Origin of the sequence: Methanobrevibacter sp. (assembly GCF_045114555.1) — an archaeon.
Lineage (GTDB): Archaea > Methanobacteriota > Methanobacteria > Methanobacteriales > Methanobacteriaceae > Methanobrevibacter.
This window is the reverse complement of the sequence record NZ_JBGUKT010000037.1, coordinates 1-18,396: the sequence shown is the minus strand read 5'-3', so window position 1 is coordinate 18,396 and position 18,396 is coordinate 1. Positions and strand designations below refer to the sequence as shown.

The 18,396-nt window shown below is 31.7% G+C and carries 18 protein-coding genes and 1 pseudogene; 11 read left to right on the top strand and 8 right to left on the bottom strand.

Annotated elements, in window-relative coordinates; translation table 11 throughout:
- Positions 1 to 27: 27 nt before the first annotated feature.
- Complete coding sequence (locus ACJMLB_RS08585) at positions 28 to 366, top strand: NifB/NifX family molybdenum-iron cluster-binding protein (RefSeq protein ID WP_405325396.1); 339 nt, start codon at positions 28 to 30, stop codon at positions 364 to 366.
- A 22-nt stretch (positions 367 to 388) separates the two neighbouring features.
- Positions 389 to 973, top strand: coding sequence for a flavin reductase family protein (locus ACJMLB_RS08580; protein ID WP_405325393.1), 585 nt, complete (start codon positions 389 to 391; stop codon positions 971 to 973).
- A 126-nt stretch (positions 974 to 1,099) separates the two neighbouring features.
- Here ACJMLB_RS08580 and ACJMLB_RS08575 read toward each other — a convergent pair whose 3' ends face one another.
- The 3 genes from ACJMLB_RS08575 to ACJMLB_RS08565 form a co-directional block, all read right to left on the bottom strand.
- Positions 1,100 to 2,542 carry a glutamate--cysteine ligase gene (locus ACJMLB_RS08575; protein WP_405325390.1) on the bottom strand — a complete coding sequence of 481 codons (1,443 nt, stop codon included), beginning with the start codon at positions 2,540 to 2,542 and terminating at the stop codon, positions 1,100 to 1,102.
- Positions 2,543 to 2,559: 17 nt separating this feature from the next.
- On the bottom strand, positions 2,560 to 3,960 hold the full coding sequence (locus tag ACJMLB_RS08570) for a hypothetical protein (protein ID WP_405325387.1): 1,401 nt from the start codon (positions 3,958 to 3,960) through the stop codon (positions 2,560 to 2,562).
- 147 nt (positions 3,961 to 4,107) lie between these two features.
- Positions 4,108 to 4,911, bottom strand: coding sequence for a class II glutamine amidotransferase (locus tag ACJMLB_RS08565; protein WP_405325384.1), 804 nt, complete (start codon positions 4,909 to 4,911; stop codon positions 4,108 to 4,110).
- Positions 4,912 to 5,708: 797 nt separating this feature from the next.
- Between ACJMLB_RS08565 and ACJMLB_RS08560 the strand changes: the two genes are divergently transcribed.
- Together ACJMLB_RS08560 and ACJMLB_RS08555 are read left to right on the top strand one after the other, a co-directional pair.
- On the top strand, positions 5,709 to 6,287 hold the full coding sequence (locus ACJMLB_RS08560) for a 30S ribosomal protein S3ae (protein ID WP_298536487.1): 579 nt from the start codon (positions 5,709 to 5,711) through the stop codon (positions 6,285 to 6,287).
- A gap of 352 nt (positions 6,288 to 6,639) precedes the next feature.
- Positions 6,640 to 7,338 (top strand): TIGR00297 family protein, encoded by a 699-nt coding sequence (locus tag ACJMLB_RS08555; RefSeq protein WP_405325381.1) that lies wholly within the window; start codon positions 6,640 to 6,642, stop codon positions 7,336 to 7,338.
- A 62-nt stretch (positions 7,339 to 7,400) separates the two neighbouring features.
- On the opposite strand, the gene ACJMLB_RS08550 is transcribed toward ACJMLB_RS08555, so the two are convergent.
- On the bottom strand, positions 7,401 to 7,601 hold the full coding sequence (locus ACJMLB_RS08550; RefSeq protein WP_405325378.1) for a hypothetical protein: 201 nt from the start codon (positions 7,599 to 7,601) through the stop codon (positions 7,401 to 7,403).
- A 168-nt stretch (positions 7,602 to 7,769) separates the two neighbouring features.
- Between ACJMLB_RS08550 and ACJMLB_RS08545 the strand changes: the two genes are divergently transcribed.
- Positions 7,770 to 9,008, top strand: a complete 1,239-nt coding sequence (locus ACJMLB_RS08545) for a 2,3-bisphosphoglycerate-independent phosphoglycerate mutase (RefSeq protein WP_405325376.1) — start codon at positions 7,770 to 7,772, stop codon at positions 9,006 to 9,008.
- A gap of 58 nt (positions 9,009 to 9,066) precedes the next feature.
- A complete protein-coding gene (glmM, locus tag ACJMLB_RS08540) occupies positions 9,067 to 10,413 on the top strand; it encodes a phosphoglucosamine mutase (protein ID WP_405325373.1) in 1,347 nt (448 codons plus the stop codon).
- 205 nt (positions 10,414 to 10,618) lie between these two features.
- Here glmM and ACJMLB_RS08535 read toward each other — a convergent pair whose 3' ends face one another.
- Entirely contained in the window at positions 10,619 to 10,780 is a 162-nt protein-coding gene (locus ACJMLB_RS08535; protein WP_074798578.1) for a rubredoxin, read from the bottom strand.
- Between the two features lie 335 nt (positions 10,781 to 11,115).
- Here ACJMLB_RS08535 and glmU point away from each other — a divergent pair, with 335 nt between their 5' ends.
- From glmU to ACJMLB_RS08510, 5 genes are all read left to right on the top strand, one after another.
- Positions 11,116 to 12,435, top strand: coding sequence for a bifunctional sugar-1-phosphate nucleotidylyltransferase/acetyltransferase (gene glmU, locus ACJMLB_RS08530; protein ID WP_295605664.1), 1,320 nt, complete (start codon positions 11,116 to 11,118; stop codon positions 12,433 to 12,435).
- A gap of 162 nt (positions 12,436 to 12,597) precedes the next feature.
- Complete coding sequence (locus ACJMLB_RS08525) at positions 12,598 to 13,074, top strand: gamma carbonic anhydrase family protein (protein ID WP_295605662.1); 477 nt, start codon at positions 12,598 to 12,600, stop codon at positions 13,072 to 13,074.
- A 116-nt stretch (positions 13,075 to 13,190) separates the two neighbouring features.
- Entirely contained in the window at positions 13,191 to 14,318 is a 1,128-nt protein-coding gene (gene hisC / locus ACJMLB_RS08520) for a histidinol-phosphate transaminase (RefSeq protein WP_296869789.1), read from the top strand.
- Positions 14,319 to 14,386: 68 nt separating this feature from the next.
- Positions 14,387 to 15,097 carry an anaerobic ribonucleoside-triphosphate reductase activating protein gene (locus ACJMLB_RS08515; protein WP_296869791.1) on the top strand — a complete coding sequence of 237 codons (711 nt, stop codon included), beginning with the start codon at positions 14,387 to 14,389 and terminating at the stop codon, positions 15,095 to 15,097.
- A gap of 188 nt (positions 15,098 to 15,285) precedes the next feature.
- On the top strand, positions 15,286 to 16,422 hold the full coding sequence (locus tag ACJMLB_RS08510) for a tetratricopeptide repeat protein (RefSeq protein WP_296869793.1): 1,137 nt from the start codon (positions 15,286 to 15,288) through the stop codon (positions 16,420 to 16,422).
- Between the two features lie 249 nt (positions 16,423 to 16,671).
- Here ACJMLB_RS08510 and ACJMLB_RS08505 read toward each other — a convergent pair whose 3' ends face one another.
- From ACJMLB_RS08505 to ACJMLB_RS08495, 3 genes and pseudogenes are all read right to left on the bottom strand, one after another.
- Positions 16,672 to 17,343, bottom strand: a complete 672-nt coding sequence (locus ACJMLB_RS08505; RefSeq protein ID WP_295605653.1) for an adhesin — start codon at positions 17,341 to 17,343, stop codon at positions 16,672 to 16,674.
- A 27-nt stretch (positions 17,344 to 17,370) separates the two neighbouring features.
- A complete protein-coding gene (locus ACJMLB_RS08500) occupies positions 17,371 to 18,177 on the bottom strand; it encodes an adhesin (protein WP_405288726.1) in 807 nt (268 codons plus the stop codon).
- 68 nt (positions 18,178 to 18,245) lie between these two features.
- A pseudogene (locus tag ACJMLB_RS08495) lies at positions 18,246 to 18,396 on the bottom strand (phosphoglucosamine mutase); the annotation flags it as partial.

The window sequence follows — 18,396 nt, the reverse complement described above, 5'->3', positions numbered from 1 at the left end:
AAAAAAAAAAGTAAAATGGTGACTAATATGAGAATAGCTGTTGCTTCAACTAATGGAGAAAATGTAGATTTGCACTTTGGAAAAGCAAGATCATTATATGTTTATGAATATGATGAGGAAAAGGATGAATTCAAGTTCATAGACCAAAGGAATGTTGAAATTGAAGCAGACATGAAACATCAAAATCCAAAGATCATTAAAGCCATTGAAGATTGTGAAGTGGCAATATGTGAACAATTCGGACCTAAAGCAGCAATCTATGCAGAAGATGCAGGTTTGAAATTGGTAAAGGATGAAGGAAGCGTTGAAGAGGTCTTAAGAAAATACATAGACCATGTTAATTTCATGAAAAACATTAAAATCTAAAAAATTGAAATTGGGATTAAAGATGTCTAAAAAAGCTAATTTAAAACCAAGAGCAATGATGTATCCCTCTCCTACAGTTATTGCCTCTGCTTATGATGAAGAGGGAAAAGCAGATTCATGTACTCTTGCATTTGCTGCAATGTGTAGCCATCACCCTCCAGCAGTGATGATTGCAATCAATTCAACTGCTAAACGAAAAACCCTTAAAAGCATATTGGAAAGGCAGGAGTTTGTTCTAGGTTTCCCAACAGTAAATCAAGTTGCAGAGACAGATTACATTGGAATGGCATCAGGATACGATGTGGATAAACTTGAAAAGGTAGGTTTCACCACCACTAAAGCTAAAGAGGTAAACGCACCTATCATAAATGAAATGAAAGTATCTGTTGAATGCAAAGTCATGAACATTGTTGAAGTAGGTAGCCATACTCAGATTACTGGAGAGATTGTAAACATTCAAGCAGATGAAGATGTTTTAGGCGAAAAAGGAAAAGTTGATTTGAAATTGCTTAATCCAATAGTCTACGATGATGTTTTATATGACTACCTTGAAGTTGGAGACAAAATAGCTGATGCATTCAATGTTGGAGTTAAGTTTAGAAAATAAATTAAAAAGAAATTAAGAGGAAAATTAAAAAAATAAAAAATTCAGTTAAAATAAAAATTAAAGGTAAAAATTAAAAATAGAAATTTAAATTCTTATTAAAAAAAATAAAAATTAAAGATGAAAGAACTATTTTTTAGCCCCTTGAAGGGCAATAGGAACATATTCCCTAAATCTTTCATCATCCAACAAGTCTGTATTTTCCAAAAGATACTTGCTTGTTATCTTATTTATTTTAGACAATTTTAATTGGCTATTGATATAACCTTCCTCTTTAATCAATCTACTGAGACCTTTTCCATATGTCAATGATGGATCTGCAATTCTTTGTCTCATTGAATCTATCAAGGACCTGCTGCCAATACCTAAGGTTCTGCACATGTCATCAATTTCATCAAGAATTCTTAATCCCCATTCTTCCAAACTGATTTCCTCACCATCCTTAAGCAATTTCATATTAAAGTCGTATGCTGCCTCAGCAGCCATTTCCTCATTGTAAAGAGCTTCCTCTTGCCAATTTTCATAGTCTGACTCTTCAGCAATCAATGTATAAATGAGGAATAAATGGAGAAAATCCATGTCTTTTTTTATTAAACCGCATTTATAAAATGGATTTATGTCTAAAGTTCTCACTTCAAGATATTGAATTCCATCATTTCTTAAAGATGAAAGAACATCACTTGGGTCTTTAGGCTTTAATCTGATTTGAGTGTACAATTCCTTAGCTTGTGATAAGTGACCTTCATCAATGAAAGATTGAACATCCCTTGTAAATTCCTCCACTGAATGATAACTAGGATATAAATGCACTAGATTTTTATATCCGCAAGATGCATTCCTGAATGAAGGACCTCTTTCACTATAAACCCCTCCACGATTATCGCTATGCTCCATCAATTTGGTACATTCTGGAGTGAATGTATCGTGAGCTGCAACGGAACAGCCTGTAAGATAGATTATAAGCCAAACATATCGAATGTAATTTCTTGATATTTTCAAATAAAGCCTATTCTTGAATTCCTTATAGGAGATCATTGAATCCTCATCATTCTCAATCTCACTGATGTCCAAATTTTCATATAATTTTTCTAAGAGTTCCTCCTTAAATGAGAAGTTAAAATGAATACCTGAAATCAATTGCTTCCTAAGACCATATTTTTTAGCTAATCCTTTTCTATATTCCATTGACTCCTCAGCCAATTCCCTACCTTTATATTTTGCAATTGGAATTTCACTTGAATCTGGAAGTATGCAAGGCAGTGATTGGAACCATAAGAACTCATCGTCATCTAAAGAGCTGTTAACCAAATCAGACATGAATGAGAAGAATGAAAATGCCTCATCAATAGTATCAAATGTAGGGGTGATGATCTCTATTTGGCTTTCAGAGAAATCTGTTGTTATGTAAGGATTTGATAATTTGTTTCCAAATATTTCAGGGTGTGGACTAAGTGAGAGCTCTCCATTTTCACGGACTCTTAAACCTTCCCACTCTATACCAAAAGAGCCTTGTTTCAAATCCTCTGAACTTGCACTCTTATGCAATTTAGATAAATTGAATATCCTATCCATTTTATCACACCTTCATATCATAAATCACCGTAATCTTTAATGATTTTTTCCAAACTTATTCCTTCTTTCAATGAATCCAACATCCTTTTTCCAGGATTTGTTCTTTCATCCACATTTCTGTATAATGGTTCTAAAAATATTTCCTCACCAAGATTTCTTTCTTTCAAACCCTCATTTGCCAAATCTAAAACATCCCTTGCAAGACTATACAATGAATCTTGATCAATTGAACTTGGAATTTCGGTTTTTATTAATAATTTTCTAAGCTCTGTACTGTTATAACAATCGTGAAATACAGGGGCGTAAAAAAATAGCCTTTCAAGTTCCTTTGTTTTATGTTTTAAACCTACATGAAAAGCTGCAACAGCCATTGAATCCTTGATAGGTTGAGTGCAAACACTTCTATATTCAATAGTTCCTCTGAATGTTAAATTAATAAATTTAAATGCCCTCAAATATTCAATATCATCTAAAGAAGGTTTAAACTCAATGTCCCTATAAGATCCTTTGCAATAGCATTCCCCCACAATGGAATCGCTATTGAAATAGTCCTTTAAAGGCATTGAAGGGAAATTAATGTAAATTCCATCACGCATTACACAGTAAATGTTTAAGGATTCAAGATAGGAAACCAATTCTTTAATATTGTCAAATTCAATATCATACATTCCAATATTATGAGGATTGATTCCATGAGTGCTATACTCCCAGAGGTTATCCCTAAAGCAAACGTAATCCTCATTATCCTCCAAAAGGACTGAATTGGAAAAGATTAACGCTTTGATTGGCTCCAATTTGGAAAACACGTTTATGTTTTCAATCAAATCATCATATGGAACATCCAATTGAACCTGAGAAGCACTTGAAAACATTCCGTATCCAGGATAATCATGGAAATACATCAATGAATCTGAATAATTGTCTGCTGACTTCAAATGATTATAAAGCATCAAGTATCGTTCACTTGGAATTGGAATTTCATTATTGTATTTTCTATAAGGGTTTATTCCCATACCGCTTAATGTATGGTTATGACTTTCGAACTCCTCTTTAATGAAACTGTAATACTCCTCAAATCGTTCATTGATGGTGAATAGGTCCTCTTCCTTTCCCATAGCAAATTCAATATTGTTATAGGAACAGTCATAACATACCATATCGTCATTTTCACAGTTTCTTAAGGCATAGACATTTCCATCGTAATCCCTGCCTTCAACTTCAAAAGAATTGAAATGATTCTTAAATGATTCAGTTACACGATGAACTATATCAAAATCCACCGCTTCCTTATTAAGGTTGATTATTGGAACCTCAATTTCTATCCCAATATACTCTTTTTTAGATTTTTTAGTAGATTCCAAAAACATTTGACAGATCTTTTCCCTTATCATCTCATCTGTAATTGCATCATCTGCCATTTAATCAACTCCAATTCCAATTTAATTATCCCTAAAAAGGGCCATATTTCTTATTTCTAAAACTTCTAAATTTTCTAACAAGTCACTAAAAACATCTTCAAACATCTTCAAGCAACATACCTTAAACCTCAAAGAGCATAAGATCCATTACCACACATTTTCCTCTTCAACATCACTTTTTAAAGTGCTAACAAATTTTTCAATAAACTTATTCTGCTCTTCAGTTTCAACATATTCAAATGAATGTGGTTCTGCCTTAAATAGTAATTCCCCATTTGAAAAGGAGATTAAAGTATTCAACGGCACTTCTTTCCAATCATTTGAATCTAAAGCTTGAGTTGAAAAGAAAATGCTGTTTTCAGTTTTCAAATAATGTAGGGAACCTTTATAATTTGTGTGAACATACATCTGTTCTCCATCATAAACAATTAGATTTAATTTATTAGATAATGCCATAAAGCTTATCAAGTCAGAAACTATGTCAAATCTTTCCTTTAAGCTTAAAGGTTCACCTTTAAAAGATTCAAACTTGTTTATTAAATCAACAATGCCTAGGAGAATTCTTTCGGAATCGGTTTCTCCCTCTTCCTCAGTGCTGTACTTACATAAATCTGGGCAGTCAAAAACTGTTCCATTATGTATAAGAGTCCATCTTCTACCTGCATTGTCTTTTTTAACGAAAGGATGGCAATTGTAAAAGTCCTTCACACCAATAGTGCCTAAGCGAATGTGTGCTAAAGCATTTTTAGAAATGATTGGATTCAATAGGATATTTCCAAGCATGACACTGCTTCGAGCTTTTACAGGCTCTTTAATTACGCTGAATTTTTCTGGATCCAAAATAGCCAATCCCCAACCATGAGGATGCTCTTCACAATGACTATAAAACTCTTTAAGATAATCATTAAGCTCTTCTTCCTTTGATGAGCTAAATCCAAAGATCTCACACATTTTTTTACCTCCTTTCATTTTTTTAATAAAACAAATTACAGAAACATAAAAGTTTTATAACAATTGTTATATTTTTTATATTATTTAAATGTTTTAGTAGCAAACCAGGAAAATGAGAAAATTTTTTAAACATTTTCTAGAAATATACTGGAAATTTATTGGAATATTAAAATATTTTCAAAAATATATAAAGACATTTAAAAATATCTTAAAGATATATCTAAAAATATTTTAGAGTATAATAGGAATATGTTAAATATAGCTTAAAAAATTAACTAATATATTATTATGTATACTGCCAAATATACTACTAAATTACTAATATGATTATCAGATAAAAATTATAATATCAAAAATATTTATATACTATAAAAATCATAACTAACAATAACCTTTATGGGCGGGTTTTAAACTTATTTAAAACTTTTATGATATTATTTTAATTTAAATGGATTGATTCCAGAGCAGGTAAATTATAGATTATAAAAATTATTTAGCTTATAATCAAATTTTATAACTATTTTTGTATCTATTTTTGATATAAGGCCACTTCAGATATCTAAAGTGACATTAGCCCATTAACCTGTGATTTTAATATTATATTTTTTATTTCATCTAATGATTATTCATCATGAGATCAATAAGCATTGGATTTAACTAAAACTTATATCATAGCTAGATTTCTATCCTATTTTATATTATATTATAGTTTAGCCATAGCTATGCTTTATTTCAAAAAACAAAAACAATTATTCTAAAAAATAATTACGTCAAAAATATAGAGAGGAATGATATAAATGGCAAAGAAACAAAGACGTAGAGTACGTGACACTTGGAAAGAAAAATCTTGGTACACCATTAAAACTCCTGTAGCATTCGGAGACAAAGAAATCGGTACCACCCCTGCAAGAGACCCTGAACTCGTGTACGGAAGAACTGTAGAAGTAACCATGAGAGAATTAACCGGTGACTTCTCTAAACAATACATCAAATTACAATTTGAAGTAAATGATGTAAACGGAAACATCGCAAACACTAAATTCACTGGACACAAAACCACTACTGATTACGTAAGAAGTATGATCAGAAGAGGAACCAGTAGAATCGATGCTCCTGTTATTGTAACTACCCAAGATGATCGTAAATTAAAACTCCATGTATTAGCTGTAACTACCAGAAGAGCAAAATCTTCCCAACAAAAATACATGAGAGAAACCATTAACGAATTAGTTACTAAAGTAGCTTCAGAAAAAACCTTTGATGAACTCGTAGAAAACTCTGTAAACGGTAGATTAGCTTCTGAAATTTACCACAAAGCTAAAAAAATCTATCCTCTTAAAAGAGTGGAAATCATCAAAAGTAAAGTATTAGAATAAATTTTCTAATATTTTATTTTCTTTTTTACTATTTTTATTCTTTAAATTTTTTATCAAACTTTTTTAATCATATACTCTTTTTAATTCAATTAATTTCAATCTTATTACTTTTAATTCTAATAGTTTAATAAAATAAACTTCTTTTTTGTATACAATTAAATTTAAACAATTAGTAAACTATTTAAATAAGTTTGTAAAAGTAATAAATAAAAATAACATTTAATAAGAATTAAAGACTAAATAATAATTAGAGAATATAATTATTAAGACTAATAATAATTAGGATTAATAATATTGTTAAATACTAATTTAGACAATTAAAAATTTACTAATACTTAATAAAAGTGATTCTATGCATGAAGCTTTTGTAATAAATTGGGGATATGTCATACTTCTGTTTATTTTAGGTGGAATAAGCTATAAACGAAAAAGCTTAGACTTATTAGGTTCCCTTATAATGATCTTTATGGGAATTACAATCATCTTTTCAGCAGGAGTGCGTTGGTTCATTTTAATCGTATTGTTCTTTGGTTTGAGCATATTCGCTACACGCTTTTCAAAACCATATAAAGAGGAAATCGGACAATATGAAAAGACAAGAACTGCAAAAAATGTAATCTCAAATGGTTTGGTTGCTTTTTTAATGGCAGCATTTGGAAGCTATTACCTTCCTTTGGCAGGAGGATTCATTGGAGCAGTTGCTACTGCTACAGCAGATACATTAGCTAGTGAAATTGGTGTTCTCCAAGAACCTCGCTTAATAACCACTCTCAAGAAAGTGCCTGCTGGAACCGATGGTGCAATATCAATTTTAGGAACTTCTGCAGCAATTGTAGGTGCAGGAATAATTGGAATTGCTTCATTCTTATTAGGGGTCATTTCAGATCCTTTAATAGCTATAAAAATTTCAGTTATCTCAGGAACTTTAGGTTGCTTTATTGACAGTGTACTTGGAGCTGTTCTCGAAAGAAGACATTACATAAACAATGAACATGTCAACTTGCTTGCCACCATCTGTGGAGCAATCATTGGTATAGTTTCTGTAATGTAAAAACTTTAATTTTATTAATTTTTTAACTTTATTAATTTTTTAACTTTATTTGTTTTTTAACTTTAAACTCTTTTTTCAAATCTTTTTTTTAATTTTAAACTTTTTTGATTTTCATTTAAAAAAATATTTTCTAAAGCAATGTTTAATATTTTAGGATTTTTCTCAATTTTACTTAATACAAATAAAATTTCAACTATTTTTTCAAGTTTTTTAAAAAAATATCCACTAAAATAAAAACAAATTTTATAAGCATATAAATTCATATATTTTATTAATAGTAAATATTAATTAATTTAATATTACTTTTTAAATATTCAGATATTTATTCAAATCAAAAATAAAAATTTTAATAAAAAATTAGAATTTTAATAAAAAATTAAAAATTAATAAATAACTTTATTTCTATTTCAATTTATTGTGATGGTGAAAATATGAAAGGATTAATATTGGTTATGGATGGGATGGCAGGCCGTCCTTTAAAAGAACTTAACAATCAAACTACACTTCAAGCAGCTAAAACTCCAAATATGGACAAAATGGCAGAAAGAGGAATTACCGGATTAATGGATTCAATTGCTCCTGGAATCATTCCAGGAAGTGACACAGCACACTTATCCATTTTAGGTTACAACCCTTATGAAGTATACACTGGAAGAGGACCATTTGAAGCCGTTGGTGTTGGTGTAGATGTTATTCCTGGAGACATAGCATTCAGATGCAATTTTTCAACATCAGATGAAGATGGAATCATTACAGATAGACGTGCAGGAAGAATTAGAGATGGAACAGATGAAATCATAGCAACCCTAAACACTATGAAAATTGAAGGATATGAAGACATTGAAATCATCTTTAAGGAATCAACTGGACACAGAGCAGTTTTAGTGCTTAGGGGTGAAGGATTGTCTGGCAAAGTAAGCGATGCAGATCCTAAAGTGGAAGGAAACAAACCTAAAGTAGTTAAAGCTCTTGATGGAAGTCCAGAAGCGGAAAAGACTGCAGACATATTAAACAAATTAGTAGCTAAATCTTATGAAATGACTAAAGACCATCCAGTAAATCTTAAAAGAATAGAAGAAGGTGAAGCACCTGCAAACATAATCATTCCTCGTGGTGCTGGAGAAGTGCCTGAAGTGGAATCAATCAACGACAAGTATGAAGTAAATTCAGCATGCATTGCAGAAACTGGACTTATTATGGGTATTGGTCGCTTTGCAGGAATGGATATCATTGAAATGGAAGATGTTACTGGAGGTACTGACACTAACCTCGAAAACATTAGAGACACCATCATCGACCAGGTAAACAATAGTGAGCATGACTTCTTCCTAATCAATATTGATGGTGCAGATGAAGCAGGTCACGACGGTAATGCAGAGGAAAAATTGAAATTCATTGAAAAAGTGGATGAAGTTGTAATGAGCGAACTCCTTAAATTGGAAGATTGCTATATCTTCTTAACTGCTGATCATTCTACACCTATTTCCGTTAAAAACCACTCTGGAGACCCAGTCCCTATCTTAATAAATGGTCCGGAAGTAAGAGTGGATGATGTAAAGGAATACAATGAATTTGCAGTGGCTAAAGGTGGAATGTGCAGAATCAGAGGTGCAGATGTGATGAACATCATTACTGATTTAATGGGTTATGCACATAAATTCGGAGCTTAAATAAATAAAAACTAATTAATATTTCTTTCACAACTAATTCATTAAAAGGGGTTAAATCATGGCAAATAAAAAACTATTTGGAACTTCTGGAATAAGAGGGAAAATCGGTTCAGAAATTAATTCAGAACTAGCATTGAAAATAGGTAAATCACTTGCAAAATACTTAAACAATACTGGAAAAGTTGTTATCGGATATGACACCAGAACCACCAATAGAATGTTGGAACAAGCAATTACTGCAGGTCTCATCGAACATGGAGTGGATGTTGTTAAAATAGGTATGGTGCCAACCCCTCTTGTAGGATATGCAACTTTAAAGCTTGACGGTGATGCAGGGATAATGCTTACCGCATCCCACAACCCATCACAGTACAATGGTATAAAGCTTTGGAATAAGAATGGAATGGCTTATACCCCAGAACAGGAAGAGAAAATAGAGGAAATCTATTATAACCAAGACTTCGGCAAAGTGGAATGGGACAAGATTGGTATCATAAGCCATAACGATGAAATCAAAAAGCAGTACATTGATGACTTATTAGATATTGTGGACATTAAACCTGGCCTTAAAGTGGTTATTGACTGTGCATGCGGTGCAGGATCAGAGCTTTCCCCACTTATATTCAGAAAGGCAGGATGCGAAGTCATCACCTTAAACTCACAAGTTGATGGATTTTTCCCAGGTAGAAACCCTGAACCAAATGAAGCAAACCTTTCAAGCTTAATGAAAGCGGTTGTAGCAACCGGATCCGACTTGGGAATTGCTCATGATGGTGATGCAGACAGAATGATTACTGTTGATGAGAAAGGAAGAGTTTCCGAGTTTGATAAACTTTTAGCACTTGTTTCAAAGAAATTCGGTGGAACTGTTGTAACCACTGTCGATGCAGGATTATGCATGGATGAAGCAATGGAAGAAGTTGGAGGAAAAGTTCTAAGAACCAAAGTAGGTGACGTAAACGTTGCTGAAGTGATGATTGAAGAAAATGCAAGCTTTGGTGGAGAACCATCAGGTACTTGGTTACATCCAGACTTCTGCATGTGCCCAGATGGAATCTTATCAGGTCTTAGAATGGCTGAAATCGTTTCTAAAGAAGGAAAATTATCTGAACTTCTTGAAAAATTCCACCAATACCCTCATATGAGAGAAAAGGTAATCTGTTCCAAAGAAGAGAAATTCAAAGTTATGGAAAACATGGAAGACCTTTTGAAAGGTGCATTTGATGACATAAAAGACATCAATACAATTGATGGAATCAGATTAAGTTTCAATGATGGAAGTTGGGTTCTAGTCAGACCTTCTGGAACTGAAGATTATGTTAGAATAACTTTAGAGGCAAAAACAGAAGAGAAAGCCGAACAAATCAAAGACACTTGCATTAAGATTATTAAAGAGAATATTTAATTATTCTCTAAATTTTTTTATGAAAAAATTATTAGTTTTAATTGTTACGAATAAAACCATTATAAATTAAATTCCCTAAAGAATAGTTTTAATGATTAAATAATAAAATAATAAGAAAAAATAGTATAATAAGAAAAAATAGTTAAAAAAATAAAAAGAAAAAGTTTTGATCAAACTTTAAAAGCTTGAAGAATTATACGAAAATTTATTCATCTTCAGTAATAATTCCTTCAATACCTGCAGCACATTGAGGGCATACCCAGTCATCAGGGAAGTCTTCGATAGGTCCTGCTGGTACTTTGTAAGTTTCATCTCCAGTTTCAGAGTCCCAAGTGTATTCACAATGCATACATACATATTTTACCATATAATCACCTTTTTATAATTTAATTAATCAAATAATTAGTTAATTAACTATAATTTTAATATGTACAAACTTATATAAAAAACTTTTTTAATTAATATGGTTCTGAAGTTAGCGAACATAAATTTTATAAAAACTTATAATAAATTATATAAAAATTAAAAGAATTTAAATAATTATTTAAATGAATAAAAAGTAATATAAAAATAAGGTATCTAATTTTGATTAAAAAATATTAAAAAGGTAAGCAAAAAATATTTTTTAACAAAAATGGAAAATTTTAAACAGAACTATTAAAAATTAAAAAAATAATGAAATAGCAGAATAGGAGGAATTAGGTGAAAGCTATAATTTTAAGTGCAGGCGAAGGAACAAGAATGAGACCTTTGACTCTCACAAAGCCTAAAACAATGTTGCCTGTTGCTGGAAAACCTATTATTCAATATAATATAGAGGCACTGCGAGACTGCGGTGTGAAAGATATTCTCCTTATTGTAGGATATAAAGAGGAGATCGTTAGAAATTACTTTAAGGATGGTTCCCATCTTGGAGTGAATATCAGTTATGCTACACAAAGCAAATTGGAAGGAACTGCAGATGCAATAGGATATGGAAAAGACTTCATTGAAGATAGTTTAATCACTCTTAATGGAGACATCATATTAGATGTGGATATCCTTAGCGAAATCATTGAAGATTATGAAAAATCCAAGCCAGACACATTAATGGTACTTACAGAAGTTGAAGATCCGAGCGCATTCGGTGTTGTTGAATTGGATGGGGATAACATCATAAATATTGTTGAAAAGCCTAAAAAAGAGGAAGCTCCAAGTAATTTGATAAACACTGGAATCTATATTTTCAATAAGGACATTTTTGATAAAATTGCTAAAACTGAAGTTTCCCCAAGAGGAGAATATGAAATCACAGATTCCTTGTCACTCCAAATAGCTGATGGAAAAGTGGTTAAAGGACATAAAACCACAAAAGAATGGATGGACATTGGAAAACCATGGGAATTGATTGAAATCAACGAAGAATTGCTCAACAATATTGAAGGTGAAATCAAAGGAACTGTCGAAGAGGGAGTAACTATCCATGGAGAAGTGTTTTTAGATGAAGGCAGCCTTCTTCGTTCAGGCGTTTACATTAAAGGTCCTGTTTACATTGGTAAAAACTGTGACATTGGGCCAAATTCATACATTAGAGGAAATTCATACTTTGGAGATAATGTCCACATCGGTAATGCAGTGGAGATTAAAAACTCAATCATTATGGAAAACACCAATGTTAGCCATTTAAGTTATGTAGGTGACTCCATTTTAGGTTCCAATTGTAATATTGCAGCTGGAACAAATATTGCTAACTTACGTTTTGACAATAAGACTGTGAAAACCACAATTAAAAATAAAAAAACAGATACTGGAAGACGTAAATTAGGTGCAATTGTAGGGGACTCTGTAAAAACAGGTATCAACTCTAGTTTAAGCCCTGGAGTCAAAATAGGAGTAAGAGCCACAATTGGTTCAGGTGTTTTATTATATGAAGACCTGGAGTCTGACATGAGAGTCTTGGTAAAACAAGAACACATTTACCAGAACAAAAAAGAAACTGGACAGATCTCTCTAGAAGAAGCAGAAGATAATAAAGAAGAATAAAGAATTTAACAAAATTATATTAATTAATTAGATTTATATTGATTAAAAATTTATATTAATTAAATAGAATTAATATTAATTAAATAGAATTTACATTAAATAATTTGAATTTATATTTATTAATTTATCTAATTAATAAAAAAATTAAAAGAGGAGTATATTATGAAACTCAATGAACCCGTAAAAATATTCCCTGGTGCACAAGTAATAGGCGATGTTGAAATTGGCGAAAACTGTTCCATCTGGCATGGTGCAGTTATTCGAGGAGATGTAGGACCTATAAGAATCGGCAAAAACTCCAATGTGCAGGACAACTGCGTTCTTCACACTTCAGCAAACTTGACTCTGAAGATTGGAGACAATGTGTCTATAGGGCATGGTGCTGTAGTTCATGGCTGTGAGATTGGTGACAATGTTCTTATAGGAATGAATGCTACTGTTTTAAATGGTGCTAAAATTGGCAAGAATTCAATTGTAGGTGCTGGAGCAGTAGTGAGTGAAAACAAGGAATTTCCAGAAAACAGTTTAATATTAGGTGTTCCTGGAAAGCTCATCAAGGAAACTACACAAGAACAAAGAGACCATATTATTTGGAATGCATCACACTATGTTGAACTTGCAAATGAATACGATGAATAAATTCATCTATTCATCAACTTTTTTTATAAATAACATCTAAAATTTATAATCATATTATCATACTGAATAAATTCTGGCTATCAAAGATTAAAAACACATATCAAGAAGGTAAAATAATGAAAGTACGTAAAGAAGTAGAGGAATTAGACCCTTATGTTCCTGGAAGATCAAAAGAGGAAATTGCACAGGAATTTGGAGTTAAAAAAGAAGATATCATCAAATTGGGATCTAATGAAAATCCATGGGGACCATCTCCAAAAGTAAAGGAAGCTATTGAAAAAGAACTTGCAAACATTAACAGATACCCTGAATCTAATTTGGAAGAACTTAAAAAGGAATTTGCAAGATACTCCAATGTAAAGCCAGAACAGATAATCGTTGGGGGAGATGGTGCAGATGAACTTATTGATACTTTAGCAAAAACCTTCATTGAACCTGGTGACGAATTTATAGTCCCTTTACCTTCTTACATGTATTATGAATTCTTATTCAAGCCATATGGCGCCATTCCAAATTATGCAAAATGGAATTTGGAAACAAATACCCTTGACTTGGATTCTGTACTCAATGCAATAAATGAAAAAACAAAGATGCTATTCCTATGCACTCCAAATAACCCTACTGGAGCATTGATTTCACAAGACGAATTAAGAGCAATCCTAGATAAAACCAATAAATCCAAAGGCGGACTGTGTGATGCAGTGGTTGTAATAGATGAAGCATACTTTGAATACTCACTAACCAACAATGTAAACCTTTTAGATGAATATGATAATATTTTCATTCTAAGAACAATGTCTAAAGTGATGGGACTTGCAGGAATGAGAATCGGTTATGGTATTTCAAGCAAAGAGATAATTGAATTCATGCACAGAATCAAACCTGTCTTTTCACTTACAAAACTTTCCTATATAGCTGCTCTCACAACAATAAAAGATACGGAATACATTGATAAATCCATTAAGGATGGAATAGAAAGCAGAGACTTCTTATATGATGAGATATCTAAAATGAAATCAGTTAAAGTCTATAAATCATATTCAAATTTCATGTTAATTGACATTCACAATACAGGTTACACAGCTGCAGAGATTACAAGAGAATTCATGAAAAGAGGAATGATTGTAAGAGACTGCACTTCATTTAAAGGATTGGATGAATATTACTTTAGAATAAGCATTTGTACATTGGAAGAAGATAAAAAATTCTTAAATGTCATGCGAGAAATTTTAAACGAAGATTAAAAAGATAAATGAATAAATAATACTTACTGAAATTAAAAAAACTAAAATAAGATTAAAGGTTTGATAAAATGGAATACAGCGTTACAGTAACATCATCAATTGAATATCCTAAAAATATGTCTTTTGTAATATTTTTAGCAAAATGCCCTCTTAGGTGTCCTTATTGCAGTAATAGTGAAATTTTGGAAGAGGGAACTGAAATCAGCTTGGAAGAGATATATGAAAAAATTGATGATTCTGCAATGTTTATGGATGCTGTTGTTGTCTCAGGTGGAGAACCTTTAGTCCAATATGAAGATGTTATTGAAATCTTCAAATATGTTAGGGAAATCGGCCTTAAAACCAAATTGGATACAAGCGGAGTTTACCCAGATAGACTTCAAAAAATACTTGATTTAGGATTAGTGGATTATGTGGCTATGGATGTTAAGGCACCCTTCGATAAATACAATGAAGTCATCAATGCAGATATTGGGCAAAAGGTAAAGGAATCCATGGAAATTGTAAATAGCTATGAGGATATCACTTTAGAATGCAGAACCACTTATTGCCCTAAATTGCTCACAGAAGAAGACCTTTTTACAATAGTGGATGAAGTGGAATGTGATTTATACACCATTCAGCAATTTAGAAACAGATGCGTTTTAGATGAATCATTGGCAGAGGCAGAAGAGCCAAATCCTCATGACATGGAGGATATCGCTAAAAGGATTAAAGATGCATACCCTAATCAGGACATAAATGTAAAAACTGCAGAATTTGGTCAAAAAAGCATTTAAATAGCTATTAAAAAATTGTTCATATTCATAACTTCAATTGAAATCAATTTAAATTAATCAAATTGAAAAACTTAAAAAATAAATAGATAAGTTTATTAATTTTTCAATAAAGATAATAATATAATTAAGATTACTTAATTATTATTTTAGACTATTTTTTATTAAAAGTCTCCAAAAAAGGTGATAAAATGCCAATCATGTCCTTTGGAAGTCAGAACATAAACATAATCACAAATAAAAAAGCTATGACTGTAAGGAAGTTATGGAAAACACCTTTAAAAGTTGGAGATAGGCTTCATTGTTATTGGAATTTAGCTTCTAAAGAAAAAAAGAAAATTTTTGAAGCTCAAGTTACTGATGTGAAAACACTTCCATTTAAAGAAATCAAGAACAATGATAAGCTAGCTCAAGAGGAAGGATACGAAGATTCAAATGAGATGGTTAAGGAATTTAAAAAAATGTATCCTGATGGAATCTCTGATGATGATTTATTCCAAGTAATCTATTTTGAAAAACTAGACATCAATAAATGGAAAGGGGAAAAGATCGACCAAAAAGAGATGATCACTCAAAGGGCAGACATTTTATTTGATACAGGCAAATATGACAAGTCTGTCTTATGCTATAATGCTGCCTTAAAGATTGACCCTAATGACGTTTATCTCTTAAACAAAAAAGGGGACAATTTAAGCAGGCTCGACCGTTTTGATGAATCCATTGAATGTTATGACAAGGCTTTGGAAATAGAAGGGGATAATGAATACATTTGGAACAACAAGGCAATAGCTATGCTTAACTCTGGGAATATAGAAGAAGCTCTTGAAGCAAGCAATGGAGCATTGAATGCAAACCCTAACAATCCAGTAGTTCTCTATTGGAGAGGATTCATTTTGGAAATCTTGGCAGAATTCGACAAGGCCTTAGAGGTTTATGACAAATTGATCACCATTGACGACACCAACCCAGAAGTTTGGAATGCACGTGGAAATGTATTGACTGATATGGAAAGGCCTGAAGAGGCATTGGAAGCATATGACAAGGCTTTGGAATTATGTTTGGAAGATTCTGAAATAGACGCAACAGCACAAAACAGAAAAGGAAACGCTCTTCTTGATCTTGGTAGATTTGAAGAGGCAATTGAATGCTATGACAAAGCGATAGAACTCGAGCCAAGAAACACATCATTCCTATTGAACAAGGGAGTTGTATTGATGGAACTTGACAGATTCGATGAAGCGGAAATCCTTTTCACTAAAGTTCTTGCTCTCGACCCATCAAACGATGATGCAAGAGTCCTAAAAATGGAATGCTTGGAAAATATGTAACTATTTTTTTAAAATTTTTAACTTTTTTACCTATTTTTTACTACTTTTATAATAATTAATTAGTTTATGTAGATTATAGAATTAATAATAAATAAAAAATGAATTTGAATTAATTAAATTGAAATAATAATTAATTAAAAATAGGTTTGTCATATATGACTATATTTTAATAATAGCTAAAATTAAAATAATGAAAAGAAAAATTTATTGAAAAAATAAGAAAAATAAAAATAGAGATCGGTTAAAAAATCAAAACTTTAGATTATCAATTGCATTGACTAATTTTTCACTTAAATCATATGTTCTTTCCATTGGCTCATAGGAATAAGTTTCATACACAATTGTTGGAATCCCACTTTCTACAACAGGAATTGTAATGTATGGAGGACTTGTCCTATACTCTGGAGCATAATAAACAAGTTCAGTGATCTTATCCAAAAGAATATTCAAAATATGTGTTGATTCCTCATCAAATCCTGGAGCGAAAATGAAATTGGTTTTTGCATAAGTTCCAGGACCCTTCAATCCTTTATTGCTGTGAATGTCTGCAAAGAAATCATAATCATTATCTATTATATGTGGAGCTACAAACTCTTGAGCAAGCAATTGTCCATCCATACGACCTTCTGTTTCTGCATCTAATTCTCCAACCACATTTATATTGTAAATATAATAGGAATAGTTTAAAATTCCTTCCTTATCCCAATCAACTATGGTATCAAACAATCCTCTATGAGCCTTGCTTTCCATTGGATGCATACCAATTAAGTAAGCTACTTTAATATCTGAATCAGTGTTTCCAAAAGGTCCATGGAGATGAACAGTTCCCAAGTCATTTTCTCCAATCAATTCTGCATCATATAGTGAAGAATCCACTTTTGCCTCATCTGTAGGCTCTTGAGGATAATTATTCTTAAACATTTACACACATCTCACTTTAAAACTGCATTAAAATTCTAAATTATCTACAACATTTACAAACTTATTCATCAAATCATAAGTTGTATTGATTGGCTCATAACAATATGTCTCATAGTTTACAGTTGGAATCCCCGCTTGCTCTGTAGGCAATGTGATATAAGGGGGACTTGACTGCGCATTTGGGAAATAATAAACCAGCTCTGGCATTTTATTTAAGATCTTATTTACAAAGGCCTCTGACTTTTCATCCTGACCTACTGCAAAGACAAAATTAGTCTCTTCATAAGTTCCTGAAATCATCCCCTTATTACTATGAACATCCACAAAAAGGTCATAATCATTGTTGATTATATGAGGGGCTACAAACTCCTGAGCAAGCAACTGACCATCCATTCTGCCCTCATCATCAGCATCATAATTTGTTACATTGATTTTGTAGATATAATAACAATAATTCAAAGAAGCGCTTTTAGAATTTACAGTATCAAATAAAGCCTTATGAGCCTTGCTTTCCAATGGATGCATACCGATTGAATAAGCTATTTTAATGTTTGAATTAGGGTTTCCAAAAGGTCCTAACAATTCTACTGTCCCCAACTCATTTTCACCAAGCAACTCAGAGTTCACATTGGAAGTGTCTATTTTCGCTTCAGCGGTTGGCCCATCCGGATATGACTGGTTAATTATGAATGCATCATCAACATTTGCATCAATGCCCTCATTAGAATTGCTTGAATTATTCATAGATATTGCATATCCAAAGAAAACAATAGCTATCGCTAAGATAATCACTAAAATAAGTATTAATTTTGATTTATTGTTATCTGGTATCATATTCTCAAAAATAGTAAATATTAGAGAATAATTAAAATTAGTCCCTAATAGTTTAAAATAAATTTTTATTAATTTTTATATTTCTCTACCAAACTGATTCCCCAACTAGCCATTTCATTAGCTTTTTCCTGGGAGTCAGATTCAGCAAAGCATCTAAAGATTGGTTCAGTACCTGAAGGTCTGATAATTACCCAACCATCCTCTTTTAGGATTTTAACC